Annotated in this window: 13 protein-coding genes; 5 read left to right on the top strand and 8 right to left on the bottom strand. The window is 65.3% G+C overall.

Going from position 1 to position 13,445, the window contains the following annotated elements; translation table 11 throughout:
- From RMCB_RS07910 to RMCB_RS07935, 6 genes are all read right to left on the bottom strand, one after another.
- Nucleotides 1-632, bottom strand: a 632-nt coding sequence (locus tag RMCB_RS07910; RefSeq protein ID WP_234792045.1) for an NAD(P)-binding domain-containing protein, incomplete at its 3' end; no start/stop codon positions are given.
- Nucleotides 633-750: 118 nt separating this feature from the next.
- Nucleotides 751-1,737 carry an HAD-IIA family hydrolase gene (locus RMCB_RS07915; protein WP_062828360.1) on the bottom strand — a complete coding sequence of 329 codons (987 nt, stop codon included), beginning with the start codon at nt 1,735-1,737 and terminating at the stop codon, nt 751-753.
- Nucleotides 1,738-2,142: 405 nt separating this feature from the next.
- Complete coding sequence (locus RMCB_RS07920) at nt 2,143-3,144, bottom strand: heme-dependent oxidative N-demethylase family protein (RefSeq protein WP_084388401.1); 1,002 nt, start codon at nt 3,142-3,144, stop codon at nt 2,143-2,145.
- Nucleotides 3,141-4,133, bottom strand: a complete 993-nt coding sequence (locus tag RMCB_RS07925; RefSeq protein ID WP_084388402.1) for a PDR/VanB family oxidoreductase — start codon at nt 4,131-4,133, stop codon at nt 3,141-3,143. The genes RMCB_RS07920 and RMCB_RS07925 overlap by 4 nt, the downstream gene beginning before the upstream one ends.
- Nucleotides 4,133-4,600, bottom strand: a complete 468-nt coding sequence (locus RMCB_RS07930) for a dimethylamine monooxygenase subunit DmmA family protein (protein ID WP_062828361.1) — start codon at nt 4,598-4,600, stop codon at nt 4,133-4,135. Before RMCB_RS07930 ends, RMCB_RS07925 begins: the two co-directional genes overlap by 1 nt.
- Before the next feature lie 13 nt (nt 4,601-4,613).
- Nucleotides 4,614-5,000: a cupin domain-containing protein gene (locus tag RMCB_RS07935; protein WP_029369216.1), complete on the bottom strand. Its 387-nt coding sequence runs from the start codon at nt 4,998-5,000 to the stop codon at nt 4,614-4,616.
- A gap of 1,082 nt (nt 5,001-6,082) precedes the next feature.
- Between RMCB_RS07935 and RMCB_RS07940 the strand changes: the two genes are divergently transcribed.
- Nucleotides 6,083-7,519 carry an APC family permease gene (locus RMCB_RS07940; protein ID WP_062828362.1) on the top strand — a complete coding sequence of 479 codons (1,437 nt, stop codon included), beginning with the start codon at nt 6,083-6,085 and terminating at the stop codon, nt 7,517-7,519.
- Nucleotides 7,520-7,568: 49 nt separating this feature from the next.
- Here the strand turns inward: RMCB_RS07940 and RMCB_RS07945 are convergent, their stop codons facing one another.
- Together RMCB_RS07945 and RMCB_RS07950 are read right to left on the bottom strand one after the other, a co-directional pair.
- A complete protein-coding gene (locus RMCB_RS07945) occupies nt 7,569-8,303 on the bottom strand; it encodes a cache domain-containing protein (RefSeq protein ID WP_029369218.1) in 735 nt (244 codons plus the stop codon).
- Nucleotides 8,300-9,124 (bottom strand): FadR/GntR family transcriptional regulator, encoded by an 825-nt coding sequence (locus RMCB_RS07950; protein WP_062828363.1) that lies wholly within the window; start codon nt 9,122-9,124, stop codon nt 8,300-8,302. Before RMCB_RS07950 ends, RMCB_RS07945 begins: the two co-directional genes overlap by 4 nt.
- Nucleotides 9,125-9,420: 296 nt before the next feature.
- Here RMCB_RS07950 and hxlB point away from each other — a divergent pair, with 296 nt between their 5' ends.
- From hxlB to RMCB_RS07970, 4 genes are all read left to right on the top strand, one after another.
- The gene (gene hxlB / locus RMCB_RS07955; RefSeq protein WP_062828364.1) at nt 9,421-10,020 is read left to right on the top strand and encodes a 6-phospho-3-hexuloisomerase; all 600 of its coding nucleotides are present in this window, start codon (nt 9,421-9,423) and stop codon (nt 10,018-10,020) included.
- Between the two features lie 73 nt (nt 10,021-10,093).
- Complete coding sequence (hxlA, locus tag RMCB_RS07960) at nt 10,094-10,717, top strand: 3-hexulose-6-phosphate synthase (protein ID WP_029369222.1); 624 nt, start codon at nt 10,094-10,096, stop codon at nt 10,715-10,717.
- Between the two features lie 232 nt (nt 10,718-10,949).
- A complete protein-coding gene (gene zwf / locus RMCB_RS07965) occupies nt 10,950-12,506 on the top strand; it encodes a glucose-6-phosphate dehydrogenase (RefSeq protein WP_062828365.1) in 1,557 nt (518 codons plus the stop codon).
- Nucleotides 12,503-13,432: a glucose-6-phosphate dehydrogenase assembly protein OpcA gene (locus RMCB_RS07970; protein ID WP_036423735.1), complete on the top strand. Its 930-nt coding sequence runs from the start codon at nt 12,503-12,505 to the stop codon at nt 13,430-13,432. The genes zwf and RMCB_RS07970 overlap by 4 nt, the downstream gene beginning before the upstream one ends.
- Nucleotides 13,433-13,445 lie beyond the last annotated feature (13 nt).

Genomic DNA, 13,445 nt, shown 5'->3' on the forward strand with positions numbered 1-13,445 from the left:
CGGAGCAGGTGGTAGGCCTCGCCGATGAGTTGCATGTCGGAGTATTCGATGCCGTTGTGCACCATTTTGACGAAGTGTCCGGCGCCGTCGGGGCCGATGTGGGTGCAGCAGGGGACGCCGTCGACGTGGGCGGAGATTTCTTCGAGCAGCGGTCCGAGGGAGGTGTAGGACTCGGCGGGGCCGCCGGGCATGATCGAGGGGCCGTTGAGGGCGCCTTCTTCGCCGCCGGAGATGCCGGCGCCGACGAAGTGCAGGCCGCGTTCGCGGATGGCTTTTTCGCGGCGGATGGTGTCGGTGTAGAGGGCGTTGCCGCCGTCGATGATGATGTCGCCGGGTTCCATGGCGTCGGCGAGTTCGTTGATCACGGCGTCGGTGGGGTCGCCGGCTTTGACCATGATCAGTACGCGGCGGGGTTTTTCCAGGGCGTCGAGGAATTCGGTGATGGTTTCGCTGCGTACGAAGTTGCCTTCGGAGCCGTGTTCGGCGAGCAGGGCGTCGGTTTTGGCGACCGAGCGGTTGTGCAGGGCCACGGTGTAGCCGTGCCGGGCGAAGTTGCGGGCGATGTTGGAACCCATCACCGCCAGGCCCGTCACCCCGATTTGAGCCGTCCCGGTCCTACCCGTGTTCGTCATCCAGCAGCCTTCCCATAGTTGTTATCGCAGAACGCTTTTGCACCGGCAGCGCAACCGGATATGTCAGCGAGGCCAGAGCCCCCGCCACTGGCAGGGCGCTCTGACCTACGCATGGCTTTCAGGCGGCCGAGAAAACGATCTTCGGCGCAGCCTCCGGCGTCGTGTCCGGATGTGCCGCCCACCAGGCCGCACACGCGGCGCGCCAGCTGTTGAGGTCATCTTCACGGCCACTGATGGAGAGCTTCGAGCCCGAAACCCGCGCCAGCGCATCGCCACACGAGTAGGCGCCGTTATCGGCGGTGGTCTGCGGGTATTCGTCGTAGAGCTCGCCGAGGGACCGGATCATGTACTTGGGCCGTTCGTCGACGCGGGCCGTCAGGGCCGTCTGGGGCGAGTCCACTCCGGTCAGCACGAGGACCGTGGCCATGCCCGCCCGATTGCCGCCCAGAATGTCGGTGTCGAGCCGGTCGCCGACGACGAGGGGGCGCTCGACACCGGAGTGGCGCGCCGCCGTCTCGAAAAGGGCCGGTTCGGGTTTCCCTGCTGCCAGGGGGTATTTGCCGGTAGCGGTGGCGATCGCGGCCACCAGTGCGCCGTTGCCGGGAGCGAACCCGCGCTCCTGCGGAAGGGTCATGTCCAGGTTCGTCGCGACCCAGAGGGCGCCCGCCTGGATCGCGTAGGAGGCCTCGGCGAGATCTTTCCAGCCGAGGTTGGGGGAGAACCCCTGAATGACGGCGTCGGGCTGACCCTCGGATGCGGAGACGACGACGAGTCCCTGCTTCCTGACGGAGTCCGCGAGGATCTGGCTGCCGACGACGAGCACTGTCGCGTCTGCGGGCACCTGGCGCGCCAGCAGTTCTGCTCCGGCCAGGGCGGATCCGAACACCTGCTCGGCGGTCGCGGGGGCACCCAATTCCCTGAGGTGGGCCGCAACCTCTTCGGGCGAGCGCGACGCGTTGTTGGTCACGTATGCGAGGCTCTTGCCCTCGCCCGCCAGCTTGTCAAGCGCCTCGGTGGCGCCGTCGATCGCGCGGGGGCCGGTGTATACGACGCCGTCGAGGTCTGCGAGCACGCCGTCGAAGTTGTCAATAAGCCGAGTCGTCATCGCTTCCTAACGTCGCTGCAGGCGAGCTGCGCCTTGTTGATACTGCGGGGTGCCCGGCTCGGGGCCCGCATCAAACGCCGTCCGTCGGCGTCTCCGAACCATCCGAGTGACCACGGCCCGACGCAGACCTCGACGTGCAGATCGGCGATCCGCCGCTTGGCAAGGGCCCGCAACGATTTGCGGGTCCTTGCCAAGCCCTTGGCCGGCTCGCGCAGTCCATCACCGTTGAGACACAACGACTCTGCGGAAGTATTCCCCACTACGGTTCGGGCTTCACTGACGAGAGTCACTGGACAACTTCCTTGGTCGGTATTTGTGCGCGACGAGTCACAGGCGTGGTGACTGCGGATTGGGTGAGCTGCCGGATCAGCCGGGACGGCGTAACGGGCAGAACTCGCCGTCATCCTATCCGGACAGCAGCCAGTCGGACGCGGCTTTGCGGTAGCGGATGATGCCCTTGTACTCGGCCATGTCATCCGGGAGTTCGGCCAGCACCTCGCCCATGCGCCGACGCCAGGCCGGGACCTTGGCGATGTCGGTCAGGGGCAGCAGGTAGGTCCGGATGAGGAACAGGACCGCACCCGAGCGGGGCAGGCGGATGAGCTGCTGAACTTCCACCCGCAGGTGGACGCGCTCGGGGAGGGCCGGGTCTGTCGAGATCGTGCTGCGATCGCCTGCCCACTGCGGGTAGGTCTCGGTGGAGGTGTCCAGGCGGCGGTCGACGGTCATGGTCCAGTTGGTCCGGCGATAGGACTCGCCGGGCTGCAGGCTCATGAGGAAATGCTGGGCCCGGGAGATGATCTTCTCCTCGTGCACCCGCGGGACAGGGCTGTGGATCTCGGTGAAGCTCATGCCGACGTCGAATCCGATGGACCAGTCCGCGGCGAACGTGACCACACCGGCGTCGAGCCACAGCGCCTTGTCACGCTGCTCGAGGAAGACGATGTCGTCCTGGATCTGGCTGCCCAGGAAGTCCAACGGATCCCCGGTGGGCAGTGACGCGTCGTCGCCGACGGTGAACTCGATGTCGAGATTCAGCAAGGTGTTCCGCCAGCGGACGCGGTCGCCGTCGCGCTGCCAGGACATCGTGTCGGGGTTGTCCTCGGCCATTTCGGGCAGCAGCGTGACGATGGCGTCCCACACTGCGGGGCGCATGTGCGGCAGGGTGTTGATGCGCGAGGGATCCCGCTGCAGGACCTCGGCGCGAAGCTTCAGATCTTCGACGTAGAACTCGTCGACGTCCACCACGGTGGTGCCCCAGCCACCGGCTTCGGTCACCGTCAGCTTGCGGGACGGCTCGACGTTGGCGCTGTAGCGGTAGTTGTCACCGGTGTAGGGGAACGGAAAACGACGGATCCGATCCGGCAGGGTCGCCGTATCCAGGTCGTTGTCGATGGTGATAGTCACAGGTCCAACTCCAATTCTTCACCCATGCTGCGGGATACGCAGCACATCATGAGTTCGTTCTCTTGCTTCTCCTCGTCGCTCAGGTAGAGATCCCGATGCTGAGGAGTTCCCTTGAGTACGGGAATCGTGCACTCGCCGCAGATGCCTTTGCGGCACATGTTGGGGATCTGCTTGCCCTCTTTTTCGAGGGCCTCCAGCAACGAAACGCCGGGCGGAACTTCCAATCGGACGCCGCTGCGGGCGAGGATCGCCGTGAACGGTTCGCCCGCGTCCAGCTCACCCGCGCCGAAGTGCTCCAGGTGCAGCAGCGCCTCCGGCCAGCCCAACTCGCGGGCCTGATTGATGACCGAATCCATGAAGTCGGCGGGCCCGCAGACATACAGGTGCGTACCGAGTCGCTGGGTGGTGAGCGCCTTGGAGAGGACCTGCTGGAAATTCTCGCGGCCATGGCATTCCGTCAGCGCCGGTCCCATCAGTTCCCGGACGTCCTCGACGTGCGCACCCTCGCCGGGCCGGTAGACGTAGATCATCGACGCCGACACGCCCCATTTGGCCGCGTTCATGGCATGCGAAACCAACGGCGTGATTCCGATGCCCGCGGCGACGTACAGGCTGTGCTTGGCGTTGGTGACCGGCGCAAAGTTGCTGCGGGGGCGCGAAACCCACACGCGGTCGCCGACGGCGAGCCGGTGCATGGCCAACGAACCGCCGCCGCCGTCCTCGACCAGCAGGACCGAGATGGTGTATTCGGTCGGATCGTCGCCAGAACCGGTGAGCGAGTAGGCATTCGCGCCGAGATTCGCGGAATCGCCGTACTGGATCACCAGGTGGCTGCCTGCGACATAGGAGGGCAGGGTCGCCCCCGACGGGTCGCTGAGCGCGATGCTGACGATCGAATTCGTCTGCATCACACGGCTTGTCACTTCGAGCTCGATGCCGTCTTCGATCGCCGGGTGGACGATGGGCTCGAGGGCTTCAGTGGCGGTCATCATGCCTCCTCGGCGTGGGCGGAGTAACCCAGGTACCCGCCGAGACGGCGAGAGAAGTGGTCGGTGGTGGCGAGGACGATGCCGCATCCCTGGCAGGGCACCTCGACGGATCCGTGCACACCGGTGGTGGTGGTGCCGACGTGGCAATGGCCGCAGAACACGACCCACGGGCTGTCCTGATCGGGCAGCAGGGTGATCTCTTCGTCCACCATGCCGCAGTCCTGGGCGGCGGCGGACGCGGCATGAACGTCGACTGCGGGGCCGGCGAGGACGAGACGGGCGCCGACGCATGACCGGTCGAGCGCGGACCTCAGCTCGGCGAGGCTTTCCGGGTTGGCTGACGTGAAACGGAGGTCGTATCTGGGCCGGTCACCGGTGTCCCGACCCGCGGTGTCACCTGTGTCGCCGAACGACGCACAGATGACACCGCGGAAACCCGGCTCCAACGACATAGACGTGGAACGCATTGGGTTTCAGTCCTTACGGGGCGAAGGTGCGGTCGCCGGCGAAGAAGCCGAGGCCGTACTCAGGGGTCTCGAACTTGACGGTGGTGCCCTTGGGGAAGAACAGCACGTCGCGCTCCTTGGCGTGGGTGACCTCGCCGGTGTCCTGGTCGGTGAGGATGAACTCACCCTTGACGACGAGCTTCATCTCGTCGTAGGTGTACGTGTACACCAAGGGCTCTGACTTCTTCAGCTCGAAGAATCCGGCACTCATGACGGTGCCCTCCGGGTTGTGGAGGGCATCACCGATCGCGGCGTCGACACCGGGCTCGTTCATGCTCGGCAGCCCCTCGTAGCCCCTCTCCACCTTGTGGATGGACCCAGCCTTGGTGAGGGTTCCGATGGTTGTGATTTCTGTCGTCATGCTTGCTTACTCCTGTTGTGTCAGAGCTGATCACGGTTGTCGGGCCTGACCGTCGTACGACAGGACTGGTCGATTTCGGAGCGCGTGACGGCGCGCCGAAAACTAGGTCAGGAGCTCCCGGGTCGAGGTCCCTCGGGGATCCTCGGCGACCGGCACCCGCTCTTCCTCGAAGGCCAGCCGAGCTCTGGCTTGAGCCCTGCTGCTGTGATGCCGATCACGTCCCACCGCAGAAGCTACGCCACTTAATTCATCTAGTCCAGACTTTTTTAGAAATATTCACGGCTGGTTGGACTGGAAAGCGTTGCGTCTCGTTAGCCCCTCGCGCCGGAATCGGTTGGCTGCGCGGCGCTTACCAGCGGTGATGCGTCGGCGCACGGTGCGCAGCTCTGCGCCCATCTTCGCCGGCGCGGTCACCGTCGGGGCGCTGCACGCCGCGGTGGGGTGTCGTTACCGCGTTCTCGGCACGGTGTCGAGCCTCGGATTGGGCGGCTCGGGGGCCTCGTCCACGTTGGCCGGCTGCCCCAGTCCGTCGGGCGGATCGGTTCTCGAACAAGCAATTTCGGGTCCGTTATGGCCGGTAAACACACCGGCGCACCCCGGACTGCTCGCAGGTTGTGGGTTCGGGTGCGTATTGGGTGTCCCGCAACCGGCGACGACGGCCGCGCGTCGAGCACTCGGTTGTCGACGTTGACAGGGTTCTCGCCGATCTTTCACGGCGAGTTGCCAGGTTTCGGATCTGAGGTATGTTTCCGAACCGGTCGAAGCGGACATCTTGCCTGCTGGCGGGCGTTGCGGCGGGGCGTGCAGCGCCGCTTTCCGGGTGCCGACGGGTCGCGTCTCTGCTGTGCGTCCGCTGCGTGTGCCAAAAAAAGTCTCGATAAAAGCTACCGGACTGCAACATTAAGCTGTAGCCTCTGACGTGATCCAACTCACAGCGCCGCGGAAGCCGTCCGGCTCTCGTCACGACACCCTCCCGGACCCCGCACCGGTGCCTTCCGCAAAACCTCGACGCCGGACTCGCTCGGCACCCCAGCCAACCGCCGAAAATCGACACCCCCTCGAATATCCAAAGGGAGATCCTTGTGACAGATAGTCATTCCGAAGAAGTCGGTGACCTCAAGAGGTCCATCGACTGGAAGCAGGGCCTGGCCATCGCGTTGGGTGTGCCACTGTTGATCCTGCCGTCGTTGGGCTACATCCCCATGTATCTCGCCGCCGCGGCGATCCTCGTCTGGGGTCTGTCGGTGCTGCAGGGTTTTGCGCAGAGCACCGCCTATGCCGAAATGGCCACCACCTTCCCGGAGGCCTCCGGTCTGCCCGGATTTGCGCAGCATGTTTTTGGCAACGGAAACCGCCAGGGCAAATACGACATGAGCAAGCTGCTCGGCGGCTTCAGCGCCTGGAGCTACTGGTTCGCCTGGACGCCGGTGCTGGCGATCTTCTCCATCCTGGTCGGCGGCTACCTGCACGGGCTGTTCCCCGCGCTGGACATGTTCACCGACTACCAGTTGTCGCTGATGTCCGGCGTGGTGATTTTCAGCATTCTGTTCGTGGTGAACTGGTTCGGCCTCAAAGACGGCGCCAAGCTCGGCTACGTTCTGGCGGCCATATCGCTGATCCCGCTCGTCATCCTGACCGTGGCGCCTTTTGCCACCGGACATTTCGACATGTCCAAGATCACCGGTGACTGGATGCCTGCCGACTGGTCCTGGGACCTGCACCACATCCTGATTCTCTTCGGCGTCTTTGCGATCGCCCAGTGGAGTGCCTGCGCCTGGGAAACCGCGGCGATCTACGGCCCCGAATACAAGAATCCCGCCAAAGACGTTGCCAAAGCACTGTTCTCGTGCGGCATCATCTGCTTCTTCTCGTTCGTGCTCGTCGAGGCCGCGGTGATCGGTGTGCTGGGCGTCGACGGCGTCCAGGCCGAAGCCGTGTCGCCACTGCTTCCCGTCGCCAACGCCGTCTTCGGCTCGGCAGGCTCCGCGATCACGATCATCATGTTGATCGCCGCGATGGTCCTGATCATCCAGACGGCCTACCTCGGATCGTCTCGTGCCATGCACTCGATGGCCGTGGAAGGCAACCTTCCCAAGGCCCTCGGCAAGACCAATCGCCAGGGAACTCCGTGGGTGGCAATGCTGGTCATCGCGATCTTCAACCTGGTGCTGATCTCCATGGGCAACCCCGCGGCCATCGTCGCTGCCTCGGCGATCGGTTACACCTGCGCCAACGGCATCAGCCTGTTCGCCTACGTCAAGGCGAAGCGGGACCCGGCCTTCGCCGGCCTGGAACGGCCTTTCGAGGCACCCAAGGGCTGGAAGGGCGTAGCCCTGGCCTTCGGCCTGTTCAACCTCCCGCTGTGTGTCGTCGGCGTGGTGTACCTGAACAGCCTCGAGGTCGGTTGGGCCCCAACCTGGGTCGGCTTCCTGGTCTTGGCGGTCTACATCCCGATCTGGGCGTACTCCCAGCATGAATGGCACCGCTCAAAGGCTCAGGTGGTTCCTGTCGCCGGTTAGCGGTCGATGAAGGCGGGAAGGCAGAACCACTCTGCCTTCCCGCCTTTCGTCACGTCTGCGCTGGGGAGGAGTGCCTGCTGGTGGTGTAGATCAACGAGAGCCCCAGGTGCGGAACATCGAGAGTCATTCGATGTTGATCGGGCGAACCGGATTTGATGCGCTCACCGACCAGATACATCCCGGAATTGCCGAGAACGACCCGGTTGCTGGAGTTGACCAGGGCGGCATCGCCCGGAATCAGCAGCAGATCCGGCATGATGATGGGCTCCAGGTCCGTGAGCCGGATATCGCACCCCGCCACTCCCGAGAAGTGCCCGTGGACGGAGAACGGCGCCATGAACGTGAGGATGTATTCCTCGCAGCCCGAGTAGTCGATGTACGGGCCCCAGACCGTCTGCTCACCCGTCGCGGCGGCGGTCGAGAAGAACGGCAGCTTCTCGTAGTCGTAATACCGGGCGCTGCCCGGAGTCATGTCGAAATCCAGCCGGCCGAGGGCACCCGATTCCTTGCGGAACCACCATTCGAAAGCGTGGCCGCCCTCCTCGACGGAGGCCGCGGCGAAGAAGGTGCCCGCGCCGATGGCGTAAGTGTTCTTCGTCAGGAAATTCCGGGAGAGCTCGTCCAACCCGGCAAGTGCCGCCCTGCTCACCTTCGACTTGCCCGCGAGATTTCGATCGAGCAGCGCGGCAACATCTTTGGCGAGGCTCTTGGTTTCGGTGGCGACACCGTTGATCCATGAGGTGAGGGCGTCGACAGCGCGCGAGACTTCAGTGGTGGAGTTCATTGGCCCTCCTGGATCATTGCGGCCTCAGCGGAGGAACTGCCGTCGGGTGCGGTTGCGGGACTGCTCGGTCTCGACTGGGCATATCCGAGAACGAGTTTCGTGTCGATCAAGTGGAAGATGTTCCGCCTGATGTGTTCAAGTGTCAGTTTCTGGGCCCTTTCGGGGTGGTCCTGAGCCACTGCCCGGACCAGTTCCAAATGCTCGGCGGTGGCGAGTTCAGGGTCGTATGCCTCTGCGACCGCGAAGGGCGCCCACAGCTGCCGAACTGTCTCTTCCTGAAGGCGGATTTCGGCGTTGGCCAGCCGCGGTGATTGCGCGGACACGGCCAATTCGATGTGGAAGCGGCTGTCGGCGGATGCGCGTGTTTCCGGGGTCTCGGCGAGGACCAGGGCCCGCGCAAGTTCCTGGAGACGTTCGAAGTCGTGTGCTTCCGCTCGCTCGCATGCCAGCCGGATGGTAGCGGCGGCGATTGCGGAATGCTCGTCGCCGATGTCGCGGATTTCCGAGATGGATGTCGTGAGAAACCACTCCCGCATGATGTCGGTCTCGGGCTCGGGCTGATTGACGACAAAGGTTCCCCCGCTGCGGCCGCGGCGCGTCTCGACGACCCCTCGTTCGCGCAGTTCCGACAAGGCTTCGCGCAGGGTCGCGCCGCCGACGCCGAACATCTCCGAAAGTGCGGCCTCGGGAGGCAGGCGTTCACCTACTTTGAGCAGGCCGAGGGCGATCGCCTTGGAGATTCTCTCGACAATCGCGTCGGCCCTCTCGATTTCCGGCAGGGACCGATAAATCTGCGACTGGAAGGGGGTCGGCGTGGCCAAAAGTCTGCGCTCCGAGAATGGACTACGAGGTGAGTCGATCCTAGGTCGAAGCCGCCGTCTGCGGTGCCGACTACGGTGCCGCGGCCGGGTTGCTGATTGCCTCGGGGCGGCGCGGTTCGGCACCCTCGGCCCGGGCCCGACGGGCGGTTCAGGGTGGCTGACCAATCCAAAAGTGTAGTCAGAACCGTCAGAAAACAGTATTACCCCCACCCGTTCGCTTCGGAATCATTGCTGTCAGTCAAGCCAATCATCCGTTCGGGCCGTCGCGGCCCGACGACCGATCGAAGGGGGTAACCATGACGCAAGCTGCAGAAGCTGACGGCGCTGTGAAGGTCGTCGGAGACGACATCGCCAACAACCTTTCCCTTGTTCGGGACGAGGTCGCGGACACCGCGGCGAAAGTCGACCCGGAGCAGGTGGCTGTCCTCGCTCGCCAAATCGTCCAGCCGGGACGGGTTTTCGTGGCCGGCGCCGGTCGCAGCGGGCTGGTCCTGCGCATGGCCGCCATGCGGCTGATGCACTTCGGCCTCACCGTGCACGTCGCGGGCGACACGACCACCCCGGCGATCGCCGCCGGTGATCTACTGCTGGTGGCGTCCGGCTCGGGCACCACCTCCGGTGTGGTCAAGTCCGCCGAGACGGCCAAGAAGGCCGGGGCGCGCATCGCCGCCTTCACCACCAACCAGGATTCGCCGCTGGCCGCGCTGGCCGACTCCGTGGTGGTCATCCCCGCCGCGCAGAAGACCGATCACGGCTCGCACATCTCGCGGCAGTACGCCGGGTCGCTTTTCGAGCAGGTGCTGTTCGTCGTCACCGAGGCCGTGTTCCAGTCGCTGTGGGATCACACCGATGTCGAGGCCGAGGAACTCTGGACGCGCCACGCCAACCTCGAGTGACCCGGACCTCGACGACCAACTCTTACTTCACATTCCATACCCATCGCAGTACCCAAGAGAAAGAAGGCACACAATGAAGCTCCAAGTCGCCATCGACCTGCTGTCCACCGAAGCCGCCCTCGAGCTGGCCGGCAAGGTTGCCCAGTACGTCGACATCATCGAGCTGGGCACCCCCCTGATCAAGGCCGAAGGCCTGTCGGTCATCACCGCCGTCAAGAACGCTCACCCGGACAAGATCGTCTTCGCCGACATGAAGACCATGGACGCCGGCGAGCTCGAAGCCGACATCGCGTTCAAGGCCGGCGCTGACCTGGTCACCGTCCTCGGCTCGGCCGACGACTCCACCATCGCGGGTGCCGTCAAGGCCGCCCAGGCCCACAACAAGGGCGTCGTCGTCGACCTGATCGGCATCGAGGACAAGGCCGCCCGTGCACAGGAAGTTCGCGCCCTGGGTGCCAAGTTCGTCGAGATGCACGCCGGTCTGGACGAGCAGGCCAAGCCCGGCTTCGACCTGAACGGTCTGCTCGCCGCCGGCGAGAAGGCCCGCGTTCCGTTCTCCGTGGCCGGTGGCGTGAAGGTTGACACCATCCCCGCGGTCCAGAAGGCCGGCGCAGAGGTTGCCGTCGCCGGTGGCGCCATCTACGGTGCAGCCGACCCGGCCGCCGCCGCGAAGGAACTGCGCGCCGCGATCGCCTGATCCCATCGTCTGGCAATCCCATAACGGTGGCGTCCCGCATCCTGAAAGCAGTTGCGGGACGCCACCTTTTGGCTTTTCTACCCTGAAATCAACTCACCCGCCGCGGTACCCGTCTGCACACGTGTTCGCTCGGCGGCGCGCTCCTCCCTGGGAAGACCCCGCCCGCTGACACATTCGCGCAACCGTGAGGTCGACGACGCCGTACCGCCTTGTCGAGAGCTGGAATTCCACCATGTCCGCTGACCACGGTGATTCGAGTGTGAGGCCCGGACGCAACCTGCTCCGGGATCCGCGCGATCGTCGCTTGAACCGCATCGCCGGTCCATCGTCCCTTGTCCTGTTCGGAGTGACCGGCGATCTCGCCCGTAAGAAACTCGTGCCCGCGGTGTACGACCTCGCCAACCGCGGCCTGTTGCCGCCGAGCTTTGCGTTGGTGGGCTTCGGCCGGCGCGAATGGACAGACGAGGACTTCGCCGCCGAGGTCAAGGCAAACGTCAAGGCCTACGCCAGGACTCCGTTCGACGAGGCCGTGTGGGAGCAACTCTCCGAAGGCATCCGCTTCGTCCAGGGCGCGTTCGACGACGAGACGGCGTTCAAACGGCTCCGCGCCACGCTGGAGGATCTCGACGAGCAGCGCGGCACGCGCGGCAATTACGCCTTCTACCTTTCGATTCCACCCAAGGCCTTCGAACAGGTCTGCCGCCAACTCTCCGAGTCCGGGCTGGCGCAGGCCGAGAACGACAAGTGGCGCCGGGTGGTCATCGAGAAGCCGTTCGGCCACGACCTGGAGTCGGCCCGCCAACTCAACGACGTCGTCGAGTCCGTGTTCCCGCCGGACGCCGTGTTCCGGATCGACCATTACCTGGGCAAGGAGACGGTCCAGAACATCCTGGCCCTGCGCTTCGCCAACCAACTCTTCGAACCGCTGTGGAACGCCAATTACGTTGACCACGTGCAGATCACGATGGCCGAATCCATCGGCACCGGCGGCCGGGCCGGCTACTACGACGGCGTCGGTGCGGCTCGCGACGTCATCCAGAACCATCTGCTGCAGCTCTTGGCGCTGACGGCCATGGAGGAGCCGATCTCGTTCGACGCCGACGATCTGCGTGCCGAGAAGGAGAAGGTCCTGGCCGCGGTCAAGCTGCCGGACGACCTGTCGACCCACTCGGCTCGGGGACAGTTCACCGGCGGCTGGCAGGGCGGCGAAAAGGTGCTGGGCTACCTCGAAGAAGAGGGTATCCCGGCGGATTCCACCACCGAGACCTATGCGGCCATCCGCGTGGACATCAACACGCGGCGCTGGGCCGGAGTGCCTTTCTACCTGCGCGCGGGTAAGCGCCTGGGCCGCCGCGTGACCGAAATCGCCGTGGTGTTCAAGCGCGCACCCAACCTGCTGTTCCGTGATTTCGCCGAGGACGACTTCGGCCAGAACGCCGTCGTGATCCGGGTTCAGCCCGACGAGGGCGCCACGATCCGGCTGGGCTCCAAGGTCCCGGGCACCCAGACTGAGGTCCGCGACGTGACCATGGACTTCGGCTACGGCCACTCCTTCACCGAGTCCAGCCCCGAGGCCTACGAACGCCTCATTCTCGACGTGCTGCTGGGTGAGCCGCCGCTGTTCCCCCGGCACAACGAAGTCGAATTGTCCTGGAAGATCCTCGATCCCTTCGAGGCCTACTGGGCCAGCCTCGACGAACAGCCTGAACCGTACGCACCCGGAAGCTGGGGCCCCGCCTCGGCCACTGAGCTACTTGCCCGCGATGGGCGGACCTGGAGACGGCCATGATCGTAGATCTTTCGGACACCACCACCGCAGAGGTTTCCAAGGAACTCTCGACGCTGCGCGAGCAAGGCGGCGTGATCGCGCTCAGCCGGGTACTGACCCTCGTGGTGATCACCCGGTCCGGGTTCGAAGAGGACGCCATCGAGGCCGCCAACGAGGCCAGCCGCGAACACCCCTGCCGGATCATCGTCCTCAGCGACAGCGGGGCTTCGGCTCCGACCCGACTGGATGCTCAGATCCGGGTGGGTGGGGACGCCGGCGCCTCCGAGGTGATCATCCTGCGCGGCTACGGCGAGCTGGCCACCGAAGGCGAATCGCTGGTCGCCGGCCTGCTGCTGCCCGACGCGCCGATCGTGGCCTGGTGGCCGCACGGTGCCCCGGACAACGCGGGCGAGACGTCCATCGGGCGCATCGCCCACCGCCGGATCACCGACGCAGCCAGCGAGGGTGAACCTCAGGCGGCGTTGGCGCGTCTTCGCGACAGCTACCGGGCCGGTGACACCGATCTCGCCTGGACCCGCCTGACGAAGTGGCGCATCCAGCTGGCGGCGGCGCTGGACCATGCGGATGCCTCGCCCATCACCGCCGTCACCGTCGAGGGCGCCTCGGACTCGGCGAGCACGCTGCTGCTCGCGGCCTGGCTCAAGTTGTCCCTGCAGGTTCCGGTCACTGTGGTGGCCGACGGCGCCGGGGTAGGCATCCGCCGGGTCCGACTCAGCCGTGCCGCCGGGGACATCGAGTTGGTCCGGCCGGACCGTTCGGTGGCAGAGCTGACCCAGCCGGGACAGCCCGTGCAGCGGATCTCCCTGCCGCGCCCGACCCTCAAGGACTGCCTCGCCGAAGAACTCCGCCGTCTCGACCCCGACGAGGTCTTCGGCGAGACGGTTCGCAGCCTCGGAACTTTCCCGGTGCAGCAGAAAGCGTCGTGACGCCGCGGGCAAC

Source organism: Mycolicibacterium brisbanense, from assembly GCF_001570425.1.
In the GTDB taxonomy this organism is placed as follows: Bacteria; Actinomycetota; Actinomycetes; order Mycobacteriales; family Mycobacteriaceae; genus Mycobacterium; species Mycobacterium brisbanense.